The sequence below is a fragment of the Mesorhizobium sp. WSM4808 genome (genome assembly GCF_055811675.1).
The window spans coordinates 296,403-320,117 of the sequence record NZ_JBVVQX010000007.1 but is presented as its reverse complement, the minus strand read 5'-3'; the positions used below and the strand labels follow the sequence as shown (position 1 = coordinate 320,117).

Here is a 23,715-nt window from a genome sequence, read left to right as displayed (position 1 = left end):
TTGGTTCAGGCCATGGAAATCGGGGCCGAACGGCGCCAGCCGGCTCAGTGTGCGGCTGCGAAATGTGTAGGTAATGTGTCCGGCCCCTCTTGCCGGACACAGGGAGCTCTAGACGCGCGCCATGCACACGGAAGTATGGCCGGAGCCGATGAAGCCGAGCTGGCCGGCGGCACCCTTCGACAGGTCGAGCACGCGCCCCTTGATGAACGGACCGCGATCGTTGATGCGCACGACGACGCTGCGGCCGTTGTTCTTGTTGGTCACCTTGAGCTTGGTGCCGAAAGGCAAGGTGCGATGCGCGGCGGTCAGCGCCGACGGGTTCATGCGCTCGCCCGAGGCGGTCTTGGAGTGCAGGGCATACCACGAGGCGCGGCCGCACTGGGCGGCGGCGGTCGCCGAAGAAGCGCCGACCATCAGGCCAGCAGCGATCGTTACCGCGACAAGCGCGGTCTGTTTTGGGTTCTTCATATTTGGGGGATGGCTCCGTTTTTGACAGACCCCAGCCGTTAGGTGCCAAATAAGGCGCGAAATGCGGCAGTGATCTGGCGGTTCCGTGGCAATGGCACACGTTTGGAGTCGCTGGGTAACAGTCTGTCAGGGATTTTCCGGCACGCGATGGTCAATCAATGATGATCTTTGTGCTGCGGTCAGACGTCCGTTTGACAAGATCGAACATTAATATCCAAGTAGAGACCGGCATGGTCGGGCCACTTCCTTCGGCTCTTTTATCGCTGCCCCGATGCTCCAACCAATCGACTTCGAAAGCGAGATCCGGCAATGAGGCTGACCAAAAATCTTCTGGCGTTGATTGCCCTTGCCATCGGCGCGCTGTGGTCGCTGCAAGGCGTCGGCGTGGTCGGCGGCAGCTTCATGACCGGCCAGTCGCAATGGCTGTATATCGGTGTCGTCACCATGCTGGTCGGGCTGGGGGGATTGGTGTGGGCGAACCGTTCTCGAGGGTGAGCTTCGAAGAAAGGTCGACCCCCACTCCGCCAATTGCGGCGCCGCCCCCAACAAACCTACCCGAACAGCCGATCCAGGATCTTGCCCTCCAGCCGGGCCAACTCCACCGAACCGCGCCGGCGCGGCCGTTCGACCGGGACATCCAGATCAAGCGCGATCCGGCCTTCGCTGATCACCACGACCCGATCGGCCAGCGCGACCGCTTCGGCGACATCATGCGTGACCAGCACGGCGGTGAACTTCTGCGCGAGCCAGATTCGTTCCAGAAGCTGCTGCATCTCGATGCGGGTCAGGGCGTCGAGTGCGCCGAGCGGCTCGTCGAGAGCCAGGATCTGCGGGTGGCCGACCAGCGCGCGGGCCAAGGCCACGCGCTGCTTCTGACCTCCCGACAGCACCGAAGGCCATTCGTCGGAACGGTCGGCAAGCCCGACCTCGCCTAGAATGTCGAGCGCGCGTTGCCTTGCCTCCGCGCCGGAAGCAATCCCGGTCAGCCCGACCTCGACGTTTTTCACCACGCTGGCCCAAGGCAGGAGCCGTGGCTCCTGGAACATGAAGCGCGTGCGGCTGTGTCCTTCCTCTTCGACGCCGAATGTCAGCGATCCCGATGTCGGCCGGTCGAGCCCGGCCAGAAGCCGCAAAAGCGTGCTCTTGCCGCAGCCGCTCTTGCCGATGACGGCAAGGAACTGTCCGGCCGGCACGTCCAGGTCGATGCCGTCGAGCACGGTCTTGTCGCCGAAGCGCTTGCCGGCTTGCCTGAAGGCAAAGGCCCGCTGCCCTTCGACGGAGCCGATCGGCCGCACCGGCGTGGCGACGAAGGAACGGGGTGCGGTCAGGCTGGCGGCGGTCATGGGCAATCTCTCATCCGTTCTGGAAGGCCGGATGCCAGCCGAGCGACAGCCGCTCGAGCAGGCGGGCGAGGCTGTCGGCGAGCTTGCCGAGCAGCGCGTAGATCAGGATCGACAGCACGACGACGTCGATCAGCAGGAATTCGCGCGCCTGCATGGCCATGTAGCCGAGGCCCGAACTGGCCGAAATGGTTTCGGCGACGATCAGCGTCAGCCACATGATGCCCAGGGCATAGCGCAGGCCGACGAAGATCGCCGGCAGCGCACCGGGCAGGATGACGCGGAAGAACAGGGCGCGCCGGTCCATGCCGTAGACGCGGCCCATCTCGACCAGTTGCGGGTCGACGCTCTGGATGCCGAGCAGCGTGTTGACGTAGATCGGAAAGAACACGCCGAGCGCCACCAGGAACAGTTTGGCTTCCTCGTCGATGCCGAACCACAGGATGACCAGCGGGATCAGCGCCAGGTGCGGGATGTTGCGGATCATCTGCAGCGTCGTGTCGGTCAGGCCGCGGCTGAGCGTCGACAGCCCGTTGGCAAGGCCAAGCGCAAAGCCGATCGAGCCGCCGATGGCGAAGCCGGCAAGGGCGCGCGCGGTCGAAACGCCGATGTTGCGGACCAGTTCGCCCGACAGCGTCAGCCGCCAGAAGGCCTCGGCGACCGCACTTGGCGCCGGCAGCACGTTGGCGGGCATGACGCCCGCGCGGCTGGCAATCTCCCAGCCGGCAATAACCAGCGCCGGGAGCAACCAGCCGATGGCATTGCCATGCAGGCGCGTGGCAAAGCTCATGACGAAGCCTGCAGGCGGTTGGCGCCATGGAAGCCGACCGAGAATTCGTTGGCGATGTTCTCATGCGCCCGCTGCCGCCTGGTGCCGAGCCCGAGTTTCGGGAACAGAAGCTCGGCGACGCGGTACGCTTCCTCGAGATGCGGATAGCCCGAGCCGATGATGGTATCGATGCCGATCGCCTGGTATTCGCGGATGCGCTCGGTGATCTGTTCCGGCGTGCCGACCAGCGCCGTGCCGGCGCCGCCGCGCACCAGCCCGACACCGGCCCACAGATTGGGCGAGACGACCAGCCTGTCACGGCGTCCGCCATGCAATTGCGCCATACGGCGCTGGCCGACCGAATCCATCTGGTTGAGGAAGCGCGCCTGCGCATTTTCGATCTGGGCGTCGGTGACATGGCTGATCAGCCGGTCGGCGGCGCGCCAGGCTTCGTCCTCGGTCTCGCGAACGATGAAATGCAGCCTGATGCCGAAGCGCAGTTTTCTGCCGCGCAGTGCCGCTTTTGCGCGCGCCGCGGCCAGCTTCTCGGCAACCTGCGCCGGCGGTTCGCCCCAGGTCAGATACATGTCGACGAGGTCGGCGGCGAGGTCCTGGCCTGCGTCCGACGACCCGCCGAAATAGAGCGGCGGCCGCTCCTGGTGCGGCAGAAGGTCGAGGCGGCCATTCTCGACGCGGTAATATTTGCCGTCGAAATTGACCCGCTCGCCGGACACCAGGCCGCGCCAGATGGTCAGGAACTCATGCGCCTGGGCATAGCGCTCGTCATGCGGCAGGAAGACGCCGTCGCCGGCGAGCTCGGTCGGGTTGCCGCCGACCACGACATTGAGCAGCAGGCGGCCATTGCTCAAGCGATCGAGGGCGGCGGTCTGGCGCGCGGCGAAAGTCGGCAGCGTGACGCCCGGCCGCAGCGCAACGAGAAACTTCAGCTTTTCGGTCAGCGTCGCGAGACCTGTCGCGGTGATCCAGGAATCTTCGCAGTTCTGACCCGTGGGCAGCAGCACGCCGGGAAAGCCGAGCCGGTCGACCGCTTGCGCGATCTCCTTGAAGTAGCCGAATTCGGGCGGTCGCTGCTGCTCCTCGGAACCGAGATAGGAACCGTCGCCATGCGTCGGGATGAACCAGAAGAAATCGAGCGGTGCGGTGCTGGCAGGCGCGGTCATGTCTGGCACAGTCACGGGCGGATCTCCTGTAGATATGGGTGCAAACGCAAATGGCGCCGGGCGTACTCACCCGGCGCCGTCAGGGGACAAGTTAGTTGCCGGGTGCCGTCCACACCGCGTCGGAGATGCGGACCGCTTTCGGGATCAGCCCGAGCTTGTAGAAGCGGTCGGCGGTGGCCTGCTGGCCGGCGATGATCTCGTCGGTGATCGGAAAGATGCCGAACTTGGTGCGGTTGGCGGCGATGATCTGCGCGTCGAGCGGCACACCGGTCACCTCATGCAGCGCCGCGGCCACCTTGTCGCGGTTCTGGTCGGCCCATTTCGCCGCCTCGCCAAGGGCCGATATCGTCGTTGTGATGGTTTCGGGGTGCGCCTTGGCGAAATCCTTGTTGGCGAGGAAATAGGTGTTGACCTTGAGCACCTCGCTGGAGCGGGCCAGCACACGCGGCAGGTAGCGGGTTTCGGCGATGGCGAAGAACGGATCCCAAACGCTCCAGGCATCGATCTGGTCGCTGGCGAAGGCTGCGGCCGCATCCGCCGGGCTGAGATAGACCGGCGTGATCTGGTCGAAGGCAATGCCAGCCTTTTCCAGTGCGGCGACAAGCAGATTATGCGCGCTGGTGCCCTTGCCGACACCGACGCGCTTGCCCTTGAGATCGGCGACGGACTGGATCGGCGACGCCGGCTTGACGAAGATCGCCTCGCCCTCGCCGTTCGACGGCAGCGCTGCCGCATAGACGATGTTGGCGCCGGCCGACTGGCCGAAGATCGGCGGTGCGTCGCCGGTCCAGCCGACATCGATGGCGCCGACATTGAGCGCCTCCACGAGCGGCGGACCGGCGGTGAACTCGACCCATTTGACCGTCACGCCCTTGTCTTCAAGGGCCTTTTCGATCACCTGCTGCTGCCTGGCGATCACCGGCAGGCCGGTCTTCTGATAGCCGATGCTGAGCTGCTTCAGCTCCTGCGCTGTGGCGCCGGATGACACGGCAACCGTCGCCGCCAGCAGGCCGATGCCGAAAACACGTCTCGTTAGATTGAACATTGATCCCTCTCCTTCGCTGCGGATCGGCGCCGGAAATGGCCTCGCCGGTTGGAAGATGGATCAGGCTAGGTAGTTCTATAAAGTTAGTAGAGGAATGATTTTGCGAGTTCGTTGCGAACGGCGGAAATATTTTCTGCAGCGACCCTTCCTTCGTCATCCTAGGGCGGAGCAAGGAGCGAAGCGACGCGGCGCAGACCCTAGGATCCATGCCGTGACGTTTGCCTTAGAACGCTACGGATCAGAATGGCGCTTGTCCGCGCACCGAGGCTTGTTACCCTGAAACCATGACCGGCTACGTCTACATGACCGCGAGTCAGAAGCGCGGTACGATCTACATCGGCGTCACCAACGATCTCGGCCGCCGCATGCCGGAGCACAAATCCGGTGAGGGCTCGCGCTTCACCAGTCGCTACGGCGTGCAACGCCTTGTCTGGTACGAGGAGTATTTCGACATCACCGATGCCATCCAGCGCGAGAAGTCACTGAAGCGCTGGCCACGTCAATGGAAGATCGATTGATCGAAAAAGCCAATCCAGAGTGGTTCGAGCTCTTTCGTGGAACCGGCTGGTAGGCGCTCGGTTTCTTTCACCGCCGGAGCATAACATCACCGTCGCGGCATGGATCCTAGGGTCTGCGCGCGTCGCTTCGCTCCTTGCTTCGCCCTAGGATGACGAAACCAGGGTTAGGCCGTCTTCGTGACATGAATCGTGCGCCACCCCCTTCACTGCGACCAATACTGCCAGGCCCAGTAAAAACTCTCGTCGCGTGGCGGCAGGCGGTCGCGCTCGGCGTCCCAGCGGACCGGCGTTGGCGATTTCGGTTGCTGTTCTGGCGGCTGGCTTTCCCTGGTCCAGGCGAGAAGCCAGTTACCGGCTTGGGCGAACAGCACGGCGGTGGAATGGGTCATCGTCATTCTCTCCTGCTCCTCTGGGCTCGGATCATTCGCGTCCCGCCCACGGGACGAGCACGCGCTCGATCCTGCGGATGGTGAATTCGAGCACGAAGGCGATGGCCGCGATCACCAATATGCCCATCACCACCACGTCGGTGACGAGGAACTGGGCGGCCGACTGGATCATGAAGCCAAGCCCGCGTGTCGCCGCCACCAGTTCGGCCGCCACCAGCGTCGACCAGCCGGCGCCGAGCGCGATGCGCAGACCGGTCAGGATCGACGGCAACGCGCTGGGCAGGATGACGTGGCGGACCACTTGGCGCTGGGTAGCGCCCAGCGAGCGCGCCGCGTTGATGCGTTCCTGCGAGACGCCGCGAACGCCGGACGCGGTCGACAGCGCCACCGGCGCCAGCATGGCAATGGCGATCACCAGGATCTTCGACGGCTCGCCGATGCCGAACCAGATGATGACCAGCGGCAGGTAGGCGAGCGGCGGGATCGGCCGCAGGAATTCCAGCAGCGGATCGAAGATGCCGCGCCCGATGGTGCTGATGCCGATGGCGAGACCAACCGGCACGCCAATGGCAAGGGCGGCGACCAGCGCGGCGAATACCCGGCCCAGGCTGGCGACGGCATGCTGCAGCAGCGTAGCATCGACGAAGCCGTCACGGGCGACGGTGATGAACTTGTTCCACACGGCGGCAGGCGAGGGCAGGAACACCGGTGACACCAGTTGCAGGCGGGCCGACAGCGCCCACAGCGCCAGCACCACCAGGATGGTCACCGCGCTGACCGCGCGCGCGGAAACGCCTTTGCGCTTCGGGCTGGGTCGTGACCACGGCACCGACAGGCCATCGGCCTCGTCGATCTTGTGCCCCGGTCGCTCCGTGTAGGAAGTAACGGTCATGCCGCCTCTCCTTCGAAGATCGCGTCGGTCAACTCGCCGCGCGCCATCGCAAAAGCCGGATCGGCCTTGATGGTGCGGACGGCTTCGCCCGATGCGTAGCGCCTGGAGAAGCCGGGTTCAAAAGTCCGCACCACGCGGCCCGGACCGGGCGCCAGCACGAGGATGCGGGTGGCCAGCACCAGCGCCTCCTCGATGCCATGCGTCACCATCAGCACGCCGACCTCGCTTGCCGTCCATAAATCGAGCAGCGTCGTCTGCATGCGCTCGCGCGTCAGCGCATCGAGCGCGCCGAGCGGTTCGTCGAGCAGCAGGAATTCCGGTTCGGCGGCGAGCGCCCGGGCCAGGCCGACGCGCTGGCGCATGCCGCCGGAAAGCTCCCAGATGCGCTTGTCGCCGGCGTCGGTGAGCTTCACCAGCGCCAGCAACTCATCGGCGCGCCGCGCCCGCTCGGCTGGCCTGACACCGCGCAGCCTGAGCGCGAAGGCAACGTTTTCGCGCGCCGTCAGCCATGGAAACAGCGCGTCGTTCTGGAACACCACCGCCCGGTCCGAACCAGGTGCGGTGATCGGCTTGCCGTTGATGGAGGCGCGCCCGCGTGCCGGCGCGACAAGGCCGGCGGCGACGTTGAGCAGCGAGGTCTTGCCGCAGCCGGACCGGCCCACCAGCACGACGAAATCGCCCTTGGCGACATCGATCGACACAAGCTCGACGGCAGGCTCCGCCTGGCCGTCATAGTGGATCGAGACCTTGTCCAGCACGAGATGGGGGTCCAGTACGAGATGGGGGTCGAGCACGAGATGCGGCATGGATGCCTCGCAATTTCGTTGAAATCCGACGGCCCCGGCGCTCGTCAGCGGTTCCGGGGCAGTCAACACGCGGCGTCAGGGAAGAAGCGCGCGGGCCGGGTTCAGAGCAATTCCAGGAAAAGTGTGAAGCGGTTTTCCGTCCGGAATTGCGTTAAGCGAGTACTAGTTCGAGGCAAGCGCCTCTGTGACGTATTTCGACGACACGTATTTCGAATAGTCCGGCAGCACGGCGTCGATCTTGCCTTGCTCCTTGAGGAAGGCGGATGTCGCTTCCACCGCCTTGACCGTGCCGCCGCCGAGGAATTTGTCGGAGGCCTGCTCTTCGAGCGTTGGGAAGACATAGCCCTTGAGCAGCTGCGGCACTTCTTCCAGCTTGGCGCCGGTGAGCTTGGCGATCGCGGCTGCCTGCGGCGACGACACCGACCAGGCGCCGGGTTTGGCGAGGAACTCGGCATAGGACGCGCCCGTCACCTTGACGAAGTCGCGCACCGCTTCCGGGTTCTTTTCGGCGAAGTCGGTGCGCACGATCCAGGCGTCGAAGGTTGGCGCGCCCCAGGCGGCGACCTGCGAGGAATCCACCACCACCTTGCCCGTCGTCTTGATCTGGCCGAGCGCCGGATCCCAGACATAAGCGGCGTCGATGTCGCCGCGCGAAAAGGCGGCGGCGATTTCCGGAGGCCTGAGATTGAGGATCTCGACCGACTTCGGATCCACGCCCTCATGCTTCAGCGCGGCGAGCAGGCTGTAGTGCGTCGTCGAGACGAAGGGCACCGCGACCTTCTTGCCGGCGAGGTCGGCGACTTTCTCGATGCCGGCGCCGTTGCGCGCCACCAGCGCCTCGGATTCGCCGATCAGGCCGACTATAAAGATGGTCTGGATCGGCAATTCGCGGCTAGCCGCCGCCGCCAGCGGGCTCGAGCCGACATAGCCGATATCGACCGAGCCGGAAGCGACTGCGGCGATGACATCGGCGCCGGAATCGAATTTGCGCCAGTCGATTACTGCCTTCGTCTCCTTTTCATAGGCGCCGTCGGCCTGCGGCACTTTCGAAGGCTCGACCACCGTTTGATAGCCGATGGTGATTTTGAGGTCGTCGGCATGGGCCGGGCCGAGGAAGGCCGCGCCGGCAAGCGCCGCCGACGAGAGGAGAACAATGCGTCGCGAAATGGTGAACATGAAGGGCTCCTGAAAGAGAAAAATCGGAATGCCCCATGATAGTCCGCTAATTCTATTAGGTTTGTAGAGTTAAATCCTTCCAACCGAGACGGGCTTGTTAGAAAAAAGCTGTCGGTGACGGAGCACCCGAGCGCATATGGCGGCTGCAACCGCCATCATCGCCCCGATGACAAATCGCATACGAACAAGAATGGCGCTCCGCGAGCCTCCCGGCTTCGTCATCCTATGGTCTGCGCGACGGAGCTTCGCTCCTGCTCCGCCCGTGAATGACGAAGTTAGGTACGCTTCGGTACTCAACTCTGTGCCGTTCACGCACGAATGATAGGTTCTTACCCAGGCCAATATCAGGCAAATCCATACCTCAAACAACGGCCCATTTAGAAAACCTATCCCGCGTGTTCGAGGGTAAGTATAGTAATCTTATCGACATTGAGACTGGAGGCGACGATGAGCAGTCACCATATCGCGACGATCGCGCCCTCAAAGTCGTGCGCTTTTGTGTCCCTGTGGGCACAAAGGCTGGCCAAAGTGGCCGGCGCGGCTTGAAAACAAAGCAAAATCAGCAGTTCTCGGCTTGTACATCATGTCACTAGAATTTATGTGTCATGCGGGCTTGGACGCGGCGGCAACGCCCGCCAGGCGTTTTGCAACCGATGGTTCCATGCCGTCGCATGCCAGAGAAATTTTGATTTCATGCTCACGAAAAAGGGTAAGTACGGCCTCAAGGCGCTTGTCCACCTCGCGCGATTGCCGGCCGGACAGCTCGCCTTCGTCAACGACATTGCCACCGGCAACAACATCCCGAAGAAATTTCTCGACGCCATCCTGGGCGAGTTGCGCAACGCCGGCTTCGTCCAGAGCCGCAAGGGCAAGGATGGCGGCTACCGCCTGGCGCGCGCTGCCGACGAAATCAAGGTCGGCCATGTCGTGCGCGTCCTCGACGGTCCGCTGGCGCCGATCCCCTGCGCCAGCCGCACCCAGTACCAGCGCTGTGAAGATTGCAACGAGGCGACATGCCAAGTCCGATATCTGATGCTCGAGGTCCGGCAGGCGATCGCCGAGGTGCTCGATCAGCGCAGCCTCGCCGAAATGCGCGATATCTCTCTCGACGACCCGCCGGTTGCGAGGGACATCGGCGATCTGCCGCTCGCGGTGAAGGTCCAGGCCTGACACTGGCGTTGCGCAGAGCGAAGGCACGCCTATGACCGGGCGCGCCAACTCCATCATCATTGTCGGCGGCGGCGCCAGCGGCGTCGTGCTGGCCGCACATCTCCTGAAGTCGCCCAATCCCGACCTGCGCGTCACGCTGATCGAAAGGCGCCCGCATTTCGGCCAGGGCATCGCCTATTCGACGCTGCTGTCGGCGCATGTCTTGAATGTCAGTGCCGCCGGCATGAGCGCCTATGCCGACGATCCCGGCAATTTCTGGCGCTGGCTGCAGGAGCGCGGCCTGGCAACGGCCGAGCAGGCGCCCTTCTATGCGCCGCGCAGCATCTATGCCCGTTACCTCGGCGAGTTGCTCGACGAGCTGCAGGCGCGCGAAAAGCAGACCGGGCGGCTTCGGTTGATCCGCGAGGAAAGCCTCTCGATCACGCCCACCGCATCCGGTGTCGAAGTGGCGCTGGCCAACGGCACCAGCGTCGTTGCGCATCTCGCCGTGCTGGCCACCGGCCACGACGAGGAGCCGGCGCAAGGCCATGCCATCAGGATGGGATCGGAAGCCGATACAGCACTTCCGACCGACGCCGGCGTCATGGTGCTGGGCACCGGCCTGAGCATGGTCGATGCCTTCCTGGCGCTGGAACAGCGCGGCCATCGCGGCGACATCATAGCTGTGTCGCGGCGCGGCCTGTTGCCCTCGCCGCATCGCAAGGGCAATCCGATCAAGCTCGACGTCGCCGACATTCCGCTCGGCACGCAGCTCTCCTATTTCGTCGGCTGGTTCCGCGACCTGATCAAGGAAAACCAGAAGGCCGGCATCGACTGGCGCGACGTCGTCGACGGCCTGCGGCCGTTCAACCAGAAGATCTGGCAGAACTGGCCGGCTTCCGCCAAGCGCCGCTTCGTCGAGCACACCAAGGCCTGGTGGGACATCCACCGCCATCGCATGGCGCCCGAGGTCTACGCCCGTGTCACCGAAGCCGTGCAATCCGGCCGCATCCGCCTGGTCGCCGGCCGCGTCGTCGACATCGCGCGCAACGGCGAATTCACCGTCCAGGTCCAGTCGCGCCACACGCAGCGTCTCGAGACCTTCGAGGTCGCCCGCATCTACGATTGCTCTGGTATCGTCAGGGACATCTCGACCTCATCGAACAGCGTCGTGCGCTCGCTGGTCGACCGCGGCCTGGCACGGCCGGATCCGCTGCGCATCGGCCTCGATGTATCGGCCAAATGCGAGATCATCGCCGGCGACGGAACCATCTCGGCCAAGATCCTCGCCGTCGGCCCGCTGACGCGCGGCACCTTCTTCGAGATCGACGCCATTCCCGATATCCGCGTGCAGTGTGCGAGGCTGAGCAAGCAGCTGCTGGGGTGAGAGCTCCGCGCAAACCCCAACGCCGTCGTCATCCTAGGGCGGAGCAGGAGCGAAGCGACGTCGCGGAGACCCTAGGATCCATGCCGCGACCTGCGAGCTTTGCGGCGGTGCAAACCTGTCGATGCAGCCGGATGCTTCTAAATTAATTCTGCACCGCTGCATTCTTCGACCAATGTCACGGCATGGATCCTAGGGTCGACGCTCCGCTTCGCGTCGCTTCGCCCTAGGATGACGAACGCGCGGAGGGTTCGCCTGACTTCGAAGCGACTCTCGCCAACCCAAACCCGGAATTTCATTCCGCATCTGGCCGGTTGATTGGCACGATCTATCTTCTTTCCGACTGCAAAGGGCTGGAAAAGAGGATACGCTGCCGCCCTGCCCAGAGGCGGTCGCTTGGTCATGGAGCATCGATATGAGCGAGCATGAGATCGCCGCAGCCGACGAATTATCCCGCCTGCGTCCGCCCTACAAATCGGTGCTCGACCTGATCGGCCAGACGCCGGTTGTCGAGCTGACCAAATTCGATACCGGCAAATGCCGGCTGTTCATCAAGCTCGAAAGCCAGAACCCCGGCGGCTCGATCAAGGACCGTATCGCGCTGTCGATGATCGCCGCGGCTGAAAAGCAGGGCAAGCTCCGGCGCGGCGGCACCATCGTCGAGGCGACCGCCGGCAATACCGGCCTCGGCCTTGCCCAGGTCGGCATCCCCAAGGGCTACCGCATCGTGCTGGTCGTGCCAGACAAGATGTCGCGCGAAAAGATCCAGCATCTGCGCGCGCTCGGCGCCGAAGTGCGCATGACGCGCTCCGACGTCGGCAAGGGCCATGCCGAATATTACCAGGACATGGCCGAGAAGATCGCGGCGGAAACGCCCGGCGCCTTCTATGCCAACCAGTTCGCCAACCCGGCCAATCCGCTGGCGCATGAAACCACCACCGGCCCGGAGATCTTTTCGCAGCTCGACGGTGACGTCGATGCGGTGGTCGTCGGCGTCGGCTCCGGCGGTACGCTGACCGGGCTTGGCCGCTACTTCGCCAAAGTGTCGCCGAAGACCGAAATGGTGCTTGCCGATCCGGTCGGCTCGGTGCTGGCGCCGCTGATCAAGACCGGCAAGATGGAAGAGGCCGGCAGCTGGACCGTCGAAGGCATCGGCGAGGATTTCGTGCCGCCCAACGCCGATCTGTCGCTGGTCAAGAAGGCCTATTCGATCCCCGACAAGCAGAGCATGCTGGCGGTGCGCGACCTCTTGTCGAAGGAAGGTATCCTCGCCGGCTCATCCTCGGGCACGCTTTTGTCCGCCGCGCTGCGCTATTGCCGCGAGCAGACGGTGCCCAAACGCGTCGTCACCTTCGTCTGCGACAGCGGCAACAAATACCTGTCGAAAGTGTTCGACGATTTCTGGCTGGCGGAGCAGGGGCTGGCCGAGCACGAGCAGCATGGCGACCTGCGCGATCTGGTGATGCGCTCGCACCGCACCGGCGACACCGTCTATGTCGGCCCGGACGAAAGCCTGCTCAACGCCTATGGCCGCATGCGCCGTTCCGATGTCTCGCAGCTGCCGGTGCTCGACAATGGCAAGCTCGTCGGCATCGTCGACGAAAGCGACATCCTGGCCAAGGTCGACGGCCCCTATGACGGCCGCTGGGAGCGCTTCAACGGCCCGGTGCGCACGGCGATGACCTCCAATCTGCACACGCTGCAGGCCAGCCAGACGCTGGATGCGCTGCTGCCGGTCTTCGACCGCAACGAGGTCGCCATCATCTTCGACGGCGACGAGTTCGTCGGCCTGATTACCCGCATCGACCTGATCAACCATCTGAGGCGCGCACGATGACCGCTGAAACACCACCACCGGGCAAGAACCGCCTGGCCTTCTCGACGCGCACCATCCATGGCGGCCAGAGCCACGATCCGCTGACCGGCGCGGTGATGGTGCCGATCTACGCCACCTCGACCTTTGCCCAGCAATCGCCCGGCGTGCACAAGGGCTTTGAATACGCCCGCAGCCAGAACCCGACGCGCTTTGCCTTCGAGCGCGCCGTGGCCGACCTCGAAAGCGGTACGGCCGCCTTTGCCTTCGCGTCCGGCCTGGCGGCGATCGCCACCGTGCTGGAGCTGCTCGATTCCGGCGCCCACATCGTCGCCACCGACGACATCTATGGCGGCTCGTTCCGGCTGATGGAGCGGGTGCGCAAACGCTCGGCCAACCTGCAGGTCTCGTTCGTCGACTTCACCGACCTCGCCGCCGTCGAGGCCGCGATCCGGCCCGAGACAAAAATGCTGTGGGTCGAAACGCCGACCAACCCGCTGCTGCGCATCGTCGACCTCGAAGGCGTCGCCGCACTCGCCAAACGCAAGGGCATTTTGTCGGTCGCCGACAACACCTTCTGCAGCCCCTATATCCAGCGGCCGCTGGAGCTCGGCATCGACATCGTCGTGCATTCGACGACCAAATATCTCAACGGCCATTCCGACATGGTCGGCGGCGTCGCCGTGGTCGGCGACAACAAGGACCTCGCCGCCCAGCTGAAATTCCTGCAGAACGCCATCGGCGCCATATCGGGCCCGTTCGACAGCTTTCTGGCGCTGCGCGGGCTGAAGACGCTGGCGCTCAGGATGGAGCGTCATTCCGCCAACGGGCTGAAGATCGCGCAGTGGCTGGAAGCGCGCCGCGACGTGCGCCGCGTCATCTATCCCGGCCTCGCCAGCCACCCGCAGCACGCCGTCGCCGTCCAGCAGATGCACGCCTTCGGCGGCATGATCACAGCCGTGCTCGACCGCGACCTCGCCGGCACCAAAAAGTTCCTCGAACGCACGCAGCTGTTCACGCTGGCCGAAAGCCTCGGCGGCGTGGAGAGCCTGATCGAGCATCCGGCACTGATGACGCATGGCTCCATTCCGGCCGAGAAACGGGCCGAGATCGGCATATCGGATTCGCTGGTAAGATTGTCGGCGGGGATCGAGGATGGAGATGATCTGATCGCGGATCTGGAGCAGGCGCTGGGGGGATAGACCCTCAGATCGCCAAAATCGGCGCCGCCTCTCATTGCCCTGCCGGGCATTTCTCTCCGTATAGCGACGGGGAGAAAGACGCTAACCGCGGCCGCCGGTGATTGGCGTAAGCGCCGATAACAGTGCCCCTCGCCCCGTTTACGGGGAGAGGATGCCGGCAGGCAGGTGAGGGGCGGCGCTGACGTTCCAGGTTCAAGCATCAGCCCAATTGACCCCGCACCCCATCTGCCCGAAATGTAGCGCCCCATGGCTACACACGCCCCACCCAAACCCACCGACACTCCCCTCACCTTCGCGGTGCTGGTCTTCCCCGGCTTTCCGATGATGGCGTTCAGCTCCGTCATCGAGCCGCTGCGTGCCGCCAATGTCCTGGCGAAAAGAGAATGCTATCGCTGGATCATCGTCGGTGGCACGAAAGGCTCGGTCGAGGCCTCGAACGGCGTCGTCATCCAGCCGGGTTTTTACGCCGAGGACGCGCCCAAGGTCGACCGCATCGTCGTCTGCTCGGGCGGCGATGCCGATCACCTCGTCGCCGAGGACGCGGCACACTGGATCCGCAAGAGCCTGCGTAATGGCGCCCATATCGGCGCGGTGGCGGATGCGGCGTTCTTCCTCGCCCGCGCCGGCCTGCTCGACGGCCATGCCTGCACCTTGCACTGGACCAGCCAGGCCGCCTTCACCGAAGCCTTCTCCAACATCGAGCTCAGGCGTGACCTCTATGTCATCGACCGCAAGCGCTTCACCTCGGCCGGCGGCGTCGGCAGCCTCGACATGATGCTGGAGATCATCACCCGCGACTACGGCGTCGAGCTTGCCGCCGGCGTCGCCGAATGGTTCGTGCACAGCCAGCTGCGCTCCAGCATAGACCGCAAGATGATGCCCTTGCGGCTGCGCACCGGCGTCCGCAACGAGCTGGTGCTGTCGGCCATCGCCATCATGGAGGACGCGGTCGAGGAGCGGCTCGGCATGGCCGAGCTGACCGCAAAGCTCGGCGTCTCATCAGACAAGCTCGAGCGCAGTTTTAGGTCCGAACTCGCCATCTCGCCCAACGGCTATTATCGGCGGCTCAGGCTGAAACGCGCCGCCGATCTGCTGGCGCATTCGACGCTCGCCGTGCGCGACGTGGCGCTGGCGTGTGGGTTTGCATCGATGTCGAGTTTTGCCCGGGCGTTTCGGGAAGAGCACGGGCATCCGCCGAAACTGGCGAGACGGCATTAGGTGTCGCTCCCTGACGGGTGTGACGTTGGCGGGACAGCGCCCCCCTCTGTCCTGCCGGACATCTCCCCCTCAAGGGGGGAGATCGGACTGCATCTCTGCTTTCGCTAATCTCAGATGTTGAAGAAAAGAACGGCGGCATCGAAACTGCCAATCTCCCCCCTTGAGGGGGAGATGCCCGGCAGGGCAGAGGGGGGCGCGAAGGATCGCGACGTAACCGATTAGCCAGCGGCATCCCGCACAACACACGCGGTTTTCCGCACAATTCTCCCGCCTCTCCTGCGCCATGCTCCGACCTCGCAACCCAGCCAAGGCCGTACCCCCAATGAGCATCGTCGTTTTCGACCCCGACAGCACGCAGGACGTGGACTTCAAGGACCGCATGCGCCACCCGGCCGCGGCCGATCCGGCCGGCGGCATGTGGCTGTCGGACACCGAGCCGTCCTTCATCGATGCCGATGCCCTGCGCAAGGGCCGGCTGGCCAAGCTGCGCGGCTGGATGCGCGACGCCGGCTATGGCGGCGTCGTGTTGTTCGACCCCTACAACCAGCGCTACGCCACCGGTTCGCGCAACATGTTCGGCTATTTCCTGCGCAACTCGACCCGCTATTTCTTCATCCCGACCGAAGGGCCGATCGTGCTGTTCGAATATCCGCAGAGCTATCATGTCTCGATGGTGCTCGACACGATCGACGAGGCGCGTCCTTCCAAGCTCGTCTGGTCGTCGGTCTCCGGCCGTGACGACGAGACCGCCGGGCCGTTCGCCGACGAGATCGCCGAGCTTCTGAAGCAGCATGGTGGCGGCTCGATGAAGCTCGGGCTCGACCGCTGCAGCCATCTGCAGGCGCTCGCCCTGGAAAAGCGCGGCTGCGAGGTTCGCGATTGCCAGGGCGAGATCCTGGCGGTGCGCGCGGTGAAGACGCCCGAGGAAGTCAAATGCCTGCAGGTGTCGATGGCCGGCGCCGAGGCCGCCGTCTATGCGGTGCGCGAGGCGATCAAGCCCGGCGTCTCCGAAAACGAACTGTTCGCCATCATGTATGGCGAGGTCATCCGCCAGGGCGGCGAGTTCATCGAGACGCGGCTGCTGACATCGGGCCAGCGTACCAATCCGTGGTTCAACGAGGCCAGCGGCCGCAAGATCCGGCCCGGCGAGCTGCTGGCGCTCGATACCGACACGATCGGCTGCTACGGCTATTATTCGGATTTCTCGCGCACCTTCCGCTGCGGGCCGGGCAAGCCGACGCCCTACCAGAAGTCGCTCTACCGCATGGCGCACGACCAGGTTCAGCACAACATCTCGATCGTCAAACCCGGCATGGCGTTCCGCGAGATCGCCGAAAAGGCTTGGAAAATCCCGGACCGTTTCGTCGACCAGCGCTACACCTCGGTCATGCACGGCGTCGGCATGCATGGCGAAACGCCGTTCATCGCGCATGCCATGGATTACGAGACCTATGGCCGTGACGGCCATATCGTGCCAGGCATGGTGGTGAGCGTGGAAAGCTATATCGGCGAGAAAGGCGGCCGCGAGGGCGTCAAGCTGGAGGACGAGATCCTGATCACCGAGACGGGTACAGAGCTTCTGTCGCGCTTTCCTTATGAGGACGAGTTTCTGGAGACGCAGGTTTGAGGGCGGTTTCGTACACCGGCGCCGGATCGCGAGCCTTCGCTGCTGTCGCAGCCTTCCATCGCTTCGTCATCCTAGGGCGGAGCAAGGAGCGCAGCGACGCGGCGCAGACCCCTGGAGCTGCTTCGCAGCCCAAGGGATCCATGCCGCGACCTCTATGCACCGCAACGGTACAAGTTCTGCACCGCTGCACCATTCGATCAACGTCACGGCATGGATCCTCGGGTCTCCGCGACGGAGCTTCGCTCCTGCTCCGCCCGTGGATGACGAAGGTTGGGAGGCGCCGGCCAATCACCGCTGCTTGCGCCAGCTCGCTAAACAGAGCGGTGTCGCCCGCCCACAACCAAGGCGCATCCGCATGAAAACCCCCATCGCCATCGAACCCGGCACCGTGGCCGCGATCTTCATCGACCTGCAGGAAGAGCACCGGCAGGACCCCCGCTACCTGGTCGAGGGCTTTAGCAGCATCCTCGCCAACGTCCAGCGCTTGCAGGCGGCGGCGCGGGGCAACCATGTGCCGCTTTACCACTGGGCCTACATCGTCGATCTCGACAGCCAGGACCGGCCGTTTCATCCGCTCGGTGCGGACGGCAAGTCGGCCTTCTCCGACAAGAGCGATCCGCTGACCGAGATCTGCCGTGAGGTGGCGCCGATCAACGGCGAGGCGCTGCTGATCAAGGCCGAGGCCAGCGCCTTCCGCACCGGGCCGGCGGCGCGCGACATCAAGTCTTCAGGCATCGAATGGTTGGTCATATCAGGTGTCTGGACCGAGGCCTGCATCGACGCGTCGGTCAAGGATGCGGTGGCCAAGGGCTTTCGCGTGCTGCTGGTCAAGGATGCCTGCGGCAGCGGCAGCGCGGCCATGCACCAGACCGGCATCCTCAACCTCGCCAACCGGCTCTATGGCGGCGCCGTCACCGATACCGATGGCGCCTGCCGGCTGCTGGCCGGCGAGACCGTCACCGCCTGGCAGGTCGAGGGCTCGGTGCCGCTGCGCTTCTCCTTCGACAACGCGGCCGCGCTCTACGCCGACCTATGACGCGCGGCCCCTACGAAACACGGCTCGACCCGGCCCTTTGGGCCTATATCGACGCCGTCAACGGCTGGTATCCGCCCGAAATCCTCGGCCTGCCGATCGACAAGCAGCGCGCCGTCTATGACCATATGAGCCGCGCCTTCCACCAGGGCCGCCCGCCTGGCGTCAAGGCCAGCGATGGCCTGATCGCCGCCGCCGGCCGCGGCATCCCGATCCGCCTTTACCGGCTTGCCGGCAAGGCCGCCAAGGCGATGGTGATCTACTACCACGGCGGCGGCTTCATCCTCGGCGGGCTGGAAAGCCATGACGACATTTGCGCCGAGCTCTGCGCCGGCACCGGTTTCGACCTGCTGTCGGTCGACTACCGGCTGGCCCCGGAGCACGTCCACCCCGCCGCCTTCGACGATGCCGTCGCCGCCTTCGAATGGGCGGCGGCCACATCAGGCCTGCCGCTGGTCCTGTGTGGCGAAAGCGCTGGCGGCAATCTCGCTGCCGCCGTGGCGCAGGCGACGCGCCGCCATATCAGAGCTGCGGTCGGGCAAGTGCTGATCTATCCCGAACTCGGCGGCGACGAGACCGCAGGCTCCTATGTCGAACACGCCGAGGCGCCGCTGCTATCCGTGGCCGACATCGCCTTCTACCGCGACGTCCGCTCGGCCAGGCGGCAATCGCCCGACGACCCGACCTTCTCGCCGCTGCGCGACACCGATTTCTCCGGCCTGCCGCCGACGGTGATCGTCACGGCGCAATGCGACCCGCTGTCGTCGGATGGCGAGACCTACCGCGACCGCATTGTGGCCGCCGGCGGCAAGGCCTGGTGGCACGAGGAACCGAGGCTGGTGCACAGCTTCCTGCGCGCACGCAGGACGGTGCCGGCGGCGGCGGCGGCGTTTGCGCGGATTGTTGGTGCGGTCGGCGCGCTGGGCCGAGGTGAGTGGCCGACGGTGGAACGCTAATCTCCCCCTTGAGGGGGAGATGTCGCCGAAGGCGACAGAGGGGGTCGTCGCGCGTAGAGCGCTAGCATCATCTTTTTGAAAGTAGGAGGTCGAGTCCCGTCGTACCGACCCCCTCTGGCCTGCCGGCCATCTCCCCCTCAAGGAGGGAGATTGCGCCGCGCCGTTGGCACATCTCCTCCCAGCGCGGCTGCAAAGCATAAGCGCACTGCCGAATCCCACTGCGGAACCCCGCACAATTACTGCGGATTCCCGAACACTCCCTAGCGTCACCCCGCTCTATCATTCCCGCTCAGGCAACGGCGCCCCGGCGGTCGCGTCCGCCCCCGCGTCCGTCGATCGGCCGGGGCGATTTTTCTGTGCATGCCGTTGTCCCAAAACCGCTGGGCACTTTTGGGCGGCATGCATCAACAACAGGGGAACGACGATGAAATTCATGCTGACCGACCGCAAACTCCACCCGCAAGCCAAACCCGTCGCCGAGGACTTCAAGGCCGGCGGCATCAACCGCCGCGAATATCTGGCGCTGATGGCCGGGCTCGGTGTCAGCGCCGCCGGCGCGGTGGCGCTGGCCGGGCTCAGCACGACCCCTGCCCGCGCGGCAGAACCGAAGAAAGGCGGCGCCCTGCGCGTCGCCATGAACGTCAAGGGCTTCAAGGACCCGCGCACCTTCGACGGCGTCGAGATGTCCAACATCGCCCGCCACTGCAACGAATATCTGGTGCGCTGGAACACCGACTTCTCCTTCGAACCCTGGCTGCTCGAAAGCTGGGAGGCGAGCGACGACGCCAGGACGCTGACCCTGCATGTGCGCAAGGGCATATCCTGGTCGAATGGCGATGCCTTCAACGCCGATGATGTCATTCACAACCTCACCCGCTGGTGCGATGCCTCGGTGCCCGGCAATTCGGTCGCCGCGCGCATGGGCGCGCTGGTCAATGCCGACACCAAGAAGGTCGTCGACGGCGGCATCGCCAAGGTCGACGACTTCACCATCAAGCTCAATCTGCCCAAGTCAGACATCTCGCTGATCGCCGGCATGGCCGACTATCCGGCGCTGATCATGCACCGCTCCTATGAGGGCGATGGCGACCCCATGAAGGCGCTTGCCATCACCACCGGCCCCTGCGAGCTGGTCAGCTGGGATGCCGAGACGGGCGCCGAGGTGAAGCGCAAGGAAAAACCCTGGTGGAAGGGCGAATTCCATCTCGACGGCATCAAATGGGTCGACTACGGCTCCGACCCCAACGCCATGCTGTCGGCCTTCGAATCCGGCGAGATTGACACCGACCACGAGACCGCTTCCGACGCCGTCTCGCAGACCGAGCAGATGGGGCTGATGAATTCCGAGATCGCCACCGGCTCGACCATCGTCGCCCGCTTCAATGTCGCCAACGCGCCCTATGACGACGTCAAGGTGCGCCGCGCCGCCCAGCTCGCCGTCGACAATTCCGCCGTGCTGGCGCTCGGCCTCGGCGGCCGCGGCAAGCCCGCCGACAACCACCATGTCGGCCCCATGCACCCCGAATATGCCGATATCGGCCCGGCCAGGCGCGACGTCGAGCAGTCGAAGAAGCTGCTCGCCGAGGCCGGCAAGGCCGACCACGAATTCGAGCTCATCTCCGTCGATGTCGAATGGCAAAAAAGCACCGGCGACGCCATCGGCGCGCAGATGCGCGAGGCCGGCCTCAAGATCAAGCGCACGGTGCTTCCGGCCGCCACCTTCTGGAACGACTGGAGCAAATACCCCTTCTCCTGCACCGAATGGCTCGGCCGCCCGCTCGGCGTCCAGGTGCTGGCGCTCGCCTACAAGTCCGGCGCCGCCTGGAACGAAAGCGCCTACGCCAATCCCGAATTCGACACGCTGCTCGACAAGGCGCTGGCAACGCCCGACGCCAAGGCGCGCAAGGAGATCATGGGCAAGATCGAGCAGAATCTGCGCGATAGCGGCATCATCATCCAACCTTACTGGCGCTCGGTCTACCGGACGTACCGCAAGGGCGTCGAAGGCTGCGAACAGCACCAGGCGCTGGAGCAGCATTTCGAGAAGGTTTGGATTGAGGGGTGAGGCGTCGACCGTGACGCGTTGAAGGGACTTAAAGCCGAGGTCAGCGCCGCCCCTCATTGCCCTGCCGGGCATTTCTCCCCGTATAGTGACGGGGAGAAAGACGCTGGCCGCAACGCCGACGCTTTTTCTGCACCGTTTGCGATTGGCGAAAGCCAAGACGACAGCGCCCCTCTCCCCGTCTCTATACGGGGAGAGGATGCCGGCAGGCAGGTGAGGGGCAGCGCCCACATTGGTCTTCCCTGCTCCGTGAGGTTGAGGCAAGGCGCGTCAGCGCGCATCGCCAGCACCTATATTTCATGTACGGCGCAAAACGTGCGGTGCCAGGCGGTGGACCGCCGCGGCCACAGGGCGCATGGTTGCGCTGTCGCTGGCCACTGTATGGGCGCTGGTGCTTGAGAGTGTCAGCGTGCTCCCGCCCCGTCGGGAGCAATGCAATGGAAGGACCCCACGGCCCCGCGCTTACTTTCCATGCGTTGCGAAGGGCATTCAAGACATCCATTGCCGAACGCCTCATCCCTGAGGCGCAATGGGCGGACCACGCCAAGGCCTTGGTGCGCAAACTCACTGATAAGGCGCATGTCGACAGCGGCCTCGTCGACTGGATCATTCGCAAGTGAAGCAGAAGTGGCCGGCGCGAATGCCGGTGAGGCAGTTGCCTGAGCCCGCGCCGGCCACTGGCGACCTGATAAGGTCCGCCGCCCGGATTTTTTACCGTTCCGGCGATGCCGGATCAACCAGGTCGGACGTTTGGTACGGAAGCGGACAAAGGCTCACCGTTCCGCCCTCAGCAACGTCCAGATCCAGCCAACAAAGGTCAGCACCAGGAACGGATAGCCGGCGGCGGGCAGCGGCGCCGAGGTTGGCAGCAAGGGCGCGCCCCAGAGGATCATGCAAGCCGAGATGACAAACAGCACGGCAGCCACCAGCGCGGTGAGCCGCATCCACAGGGCGAAAGTCTTCGGCGCGCTGACCATGACCAGTGCCGCCGCCCACAGCGAGATGCCGCCGACATAGGAGGGCACGCTGGCCTCCAGTCCTGCCGCATTGCCCGCCAGCAGCAGGGTCTCGCCGGCGAGGAAGGTCAGGAAGCCGGCAGCTATGCAGTCATTGCCCAACCGCTGATATTTCATGGTCAGCAGGGCGGTCGCCACCACGAGTGCCACGCCGTCGATCGTCCAGAGCGTTTCGCGCAGCGGGGCGCTGGCGACGAAGGTGCCGGCTAGGCCGAAGGCACCGCCGATGGCGAGGCCGATCGCGGCGATGGTGTCTAAAGTGGTGCGCATTTGATGTCTCCCCAAGCTGGCTCGAGGATACCGCAGGACGGTGTCTGATCCAATGCTCGCCGATGGCGAGGCGCTCTCACCTGTTTGACTTCCCGACGCGGCTCCAGTGTCAGCCCGAAATCGACAAGGCGTGAAGGCAGAGACTGTCGAGAGAGCGGTCCGCAGCGCGTCCGCAGTCGACAAAGTCAGCCTTGCCCGAGAACCGATATCGGCGGATCGCAGCAAGCACCTTTACGCTTGCCTTGAAGGCAGCCTACTTTGGCAAATAGTAGCCGCTCGTGGGCACAGAATGTCGGTACTGCCTTTCCTGAGAATTTACGCGCCGCTCAACGCGGTGCTGGCTGCCCCTGGGCTTCTGGTGGTGGCTGCGCTCACGACACCGAACCTGTCCGGACGAAGCAGACTGGCTCTGACCGCACTGCTCGCGGTCATTTGGGGCGCCTATCTTCTGCAGATGGCCGCGACGCTGCTCAAGCACCGGGCGGGAGACCTTCGGGACAGGACGCCGGCAATCGCCATCGATGTGCTCGCGGTTTTGGTTCCACTCGCCGCATTTCTGCTCGGCGGCACGCCCGACTGGAGCCTCTACTGTGGTGTCTGGCTGCTGAAACCGCTGCGCGACTCGACCTTCTTCCCGGTGCTGGGCAGGGTGCTGGCCAACGAAGCGCGCAACCTGATCGGCGTCACCACGCTCTTCGGCGTCGTTCTGTTTGGTGTCGCACTCGCCGCCTATGTCATCGAGCGCGACATCCAACCGGAAAAGTTCGGCAGCATCCCCGAGGCAATGTGGTGGGCGGTGGTCACGCTGTCCACCACCGGCTATGGCGACCACATTCCGCAAACCTTCGCCGGCCGCGTCCTTGCCGGGGCGGTCATGATGACTGGCATCGGCATCTTCGCGCTCTGGGCCGGCATTCTTGCCTCCGGCTTCTATCAGGAAATCCGTCGCGAGGATTTCGTCCGCAATTGGCAATTGGTCGCCGGCGTGCCCTTGTTTGAGAAGCTCGGCCCGGCCGTGCTGGTCGAGATCGTGCGCGCGCTAAGACCTCGCAACTTGCCGGCGGGCGCCGTGATCTGCCGCAGTGGCGAGACCGGGGATCGGATGTTCTTCGTCGTGGAGGGGCGCGTCAGCGTCGCGACGCCGAACCCGGTGGAGCTTGGCCCTGGCTCCTTCTTTGGCGAGATGGCGCTGATCAGCGGCGAACCGCGTTCGGCGACCGTCAACGCCGCGACAGCGGTCTCCCTCCTGTCGCTGCACGCGGCGGATTTCCAGATGCTGTGTAGCAGCAGCCCGGAGATCGCGGAAATCATCCGCAAGACCGCGCTCGAGCGCCGCGGCGCGGCACCGATGGCTTGATCCCAATCGTGCAGCTCCACCGCCGCGCTGGCAGGGTGCGCGCT

General features: G+C 64.7%; 22 protein-coding genes and 1 pseudogene. 13 read left to right on the top strand and 10 right to left on the bottom strand.

Translation table 11 applies throughout. The features are described 5' to 3' along the window. Window positions 1-108: 108 nt before the first annotated feature. Entirely contained in the window at window positions 109-468 is a 360-nt protein-coding gene (locus AC0L2U_RS15715) for a septal ring lytic transglycosylase RlpA family protein (protein WP_127268049.1), read from the bottom strand. A gap of 309 nt (window positions 469-777) precedes the next feature. Here AC0L2U_RS15715 and AC0L2U_RS15710 point away from each other — a divergent pair, with 309 nt between their 5' ends. Beyond that, window positions 778-963 (top strand): hypothetical protein, encoded by a 186-nt coding sequence (locus AC0L2U_RS15710; protein ID WP_164781829.1) that lies wholly within the window; start codon window positions 778-780, stop codon window positions 961-963. Between the two features lie 56 nt (window positions 964-1,019). Here AC0L2U_RS15710 and AC0L2U_RS15705 read toward each other — a convergent pair whose 3' ends face one another. The 4 genes from AC0L2U_RS15705 to AC0L2U_RS15690 form a co-directional block, all read right to left on the bottom strand. Next, a complete protein-coding gene (locus AC0L2U_RS15705; RefSeq protein ID WP_127808561.1) occupies window positions 1,020-1,811 on the bottom strand; it encodes an ATP-binding cassette domain-containing protein in 792 nt (263 codons plus the stop codon). Window positions 1,812-1,821: 10 nt separating this feature from the next. After that, window positions 1,822-2,598 carry an ABC transporter permease subunit gene (locus AC0L2U_RS15700; protein ID WP_127808559.1) on the bottom strand — a complete coding sequence of 259 codons (777 nt, stop codon included), beginning with the start codon at window positions 2,596-2,598 and terminating at the stop codon, window positions 1,822-1,824. Next, window positions 2,595-3,758, bottom strand: coding sequence for an FMNH2-dependent alkanesulfonate monooxygenase (gene ssuD, locus AC0L2U_RS15695; RefSeq protein ID WP_164749061.1), 1,164 nt, complete (start codon window positions 3,756-3,758; stop codon window positions 2,595-2,597). Before ssuD ends, AC0L2U_RS15700 begins: the two co-directional genes overlap by 4 nt. Before the next feature lie 91 nt (window positions 3,759-3,849). Beyond that, complete coding sequence (locus AC0L2U_RS15690; protein ID WP_128289781.1) at window positions 3,850-4,803, bottom strand: sulfonate ABC transporter substrate-binding protein; 954 nt, start codon at window positions 4,801-4,803, stop codon at window positions 3,850-3,852. Between the two features lie 284 nt (window positions 4,804-5,087). On the opposite strand from AC0L2U_RS15690, the pseudogene AC0L2U_RS15685 reads away from it, so the two are divergent. Next, a pseudogene (locus tag AC0L2U_RS15685) lies at window positions 5,088-5,374 on the top strand (GIY-YIG nuclease family protein). Between the two features lie 150 nt (window positions 5,375-5,524). On the opposite strand, the gene AC0L2U_RS15680 reads toward AC0L2U_RS15685, so the two are convergent. The 4 genes from AC0L2U_RS15680 to tauA form a co-directional block, all read right to left on the bottom strand. Continuing rightward, window positions 5,525-5,710, bottom strand: coding sequence for a hypothetical protein (locus tag AC0L2U_RS15680; RefSeq protein ID WP_127269227.1), 186 nt, complete (start codon window positions 5,708-5,710; stop codon window positions 5,525-5,527). 31 nt (window positions 5,711-5,741) lie between these two features. Continuing rightward, window positions 5,742-6,602 carry an ABC transporter permease subunit gene (locus tag AC0L2U_RS15675; protein ID WP_128364610.1) on the bottom strand — a complete coding sequence of 287 codons (861 nt, stop codon included), beginning with the start codon at window positions 6,600-6,602 and terminating at the stop codon, window positions 5,742-5,744. Next, complete coding sequence (locus AC0L2U_RS15670) at window positions 6,599-7,408, bottom strand: taurine ABC transporter ATP-binding protein (protein ID WP_292702429.1); 810 nt, start codon at window positions 7,406-7,408, stop codon at window positions 6,599-6,601. Before AC0L2U_RS15670 ends, AC0L2U_RS15675 begins: the two co-directional genes overlap by 4 nt. A gap of 162 nt (window positions 7,409-7,570) precedes the next feature. Then, window positions 7,571-8,584 (bottom strand): taurine ABC transporter substrate-binding protein, encoded by a 1,014-nt coding sequence (gene tauA, locus AC0L2U_RS15665; protein ID WP_128289784.1) that lies wholly within the window; start codon window positions 8,582-8,584, stop codon window positions 7,571-7,573. A gap of 693 nt (window positions 8,585-9,277) precedes the next feature. On the opposite strand from tauA, the gene AC0L2U_RS15660 reads away from it, so the two are divergent. The 10 genes from AC0L2U_RS15660 (at window position 9,278) to AC0L2U_RS15615 (ending at window position 21,648) form a co-directional block, all read left to right on the top strand. After that, entirely contained in the window at window positions 9,278-9,754 is a 477-nt protein-coding gene (locus AC0L2U_RS15660; protein WP_127398778.1) for an RrF2 family transcriptional regulator, read from the top strand. Window positions 9,755-9,785: 31 nt separating this feature from the next. Next, a complete protein-coding gene (locus tag AC0L2U_RS15655; protein ID WP_127808551.1) occupies window positions 9,786-11,120 on the top strand; it encodes an FAD/NAD(P)-binding protein in 1,335 nt (444 codons plus the stop codon). A gap of 412 nt (window positions 11,121-11,532) precedes the next feature. Beyond that, window positions 11,533-12,954 (top strand): pyridoxal-phosphate dependent enzyme, encoded by a 1,422-nt coding sequence (locus tag AC0L2U_RS15650; protein WP_127269717.1) that lies wholly within the window; start codon window positions 11,533-11,535, stop codon window positions 12,952-12,954. Further along, window positions 12,951-14,132, top strand: coding sequence for a trans-sulfuration enzyme family protein (locus tag AC0L2U_RS15645; protein WP_473602154.1), 1,182 nt, complete (start codon window positions 12,951-12,953; stop codon window positions 14,130-14,132). The genes AC0L2U_RS15650 and AC0L2U_RS15645 overlap by 4 nt, the downstream gene beginning before the upstream one ends. Before the next feature lie 246 nt (window positions 14,133-14,378). Next, on the top strand, window positions 14,379-15,350 hold the full coding sequence (locus tag AC0L2U_RS15640; RefSeq protein WP_292702422.1) for a GlxA family transcriptional regulator: 972 nt from the start codon (window positions 14,379-14,381) through the stop codon (window positions 15,348-15,350). Between the two features lie 322 nt (window positions 15,351-15,672). Beyond that, on the top strand, window positions 15,673-16,977 hold the full coding sequence (locus AC0L2U_RS15635) for a M24 family metallopeptidase (RefSeq protein ID WP_473564950.1): 1,305 nt from the start codon (window positions 15,673-15,675) through the stop codon (window positions 16,975-16,977). A 355-nt stretch (window positions 16,978-17,332) separates the two neighbouring features. Beyond that, window positions 17,333-18,013 (top strand): isochorismatase family protein, encoded by a 681-nt coding sequence (locus tag AC0L2U_RS15630; RefSeq protein ID WP_128289838.1) that lies wholly within the window; start codon window positions 17,333-17,335, stop codon window positions 18,011-18,013. Beyond that, the gene (locus AC0L2U_RS15625; protein ID WP_128289834.1) at window positions 18,010-18,966 is read left to right on the top strand and encodes an alpha/beta hydrolase; all 957 of its coding nucleotides are present in this window, start codon (window positions 18,010-18,012) and stop codon (window positions 18,964-18,966) included. Before AC0L2U_RS15630 ends, AC0L2U_RS15625 begins: the two co-directional genes overlap by 4 nt. A gap of 424 nt (window positions 18,967-19,390) precedes the next feature. After that, window positions 19,391-21,031, top strand: coding sequence for an ABC transporter substrate-binding protein (locus tag AC0L2U_RS15620; RefSeq protein ID WP_473602153.1), 1,641 nt, complete (start codon window positions 19,391-19,393; stop codon window positions 21,029-21,031). A 434-nt stretch (window positions 21,032-21,465) separates the two neighbouring features. Beyond that, entirely contained in the window at window positions 21,466-21,648 is a 183-nt protein-coding gene (locus tag AC0L2U_RS15615; RefSeq protein WP_292695260.1) for a hypothetical protein, read from the top strand. 153 nt (window positions 21,649-21,801) lie between these two features. On the opposite strand, the gene AC0L2U_RS15610 is transcribed toward AC0L2U_RS15615, so the two are convergent. After that, window positions 21,802-22,314: a hypothetical protein gene (locus AC0L2U_RS15610; RefSeq protein WP_164895779.1), complete on the bottom strand. Its 513-nt coding sequence runs from the start codon at window positions 22,312-22,314 to the stop codon at window positions 21,802-21,804. 289 nt (window positions 22,315-22,603) lie between these two features. Between AC0L2U_RS15610 and AC0L2U_RS15605 the strand changes: the two genes are divergently transcribed. After that, complete coding sequence (locus tag AC0L2U_RS15605) at window positions 22,604-23,671, top strand: cyclic nucleotide-gated potassium channel (RefSeq protein ID WP_128289832.1); 1,068 nt, start codon at window positions 22,604-22,606, stop codon at window positions 23,669-23,671. Window positions 23,672-23,715: the final 44 nt, after the last annotated feature.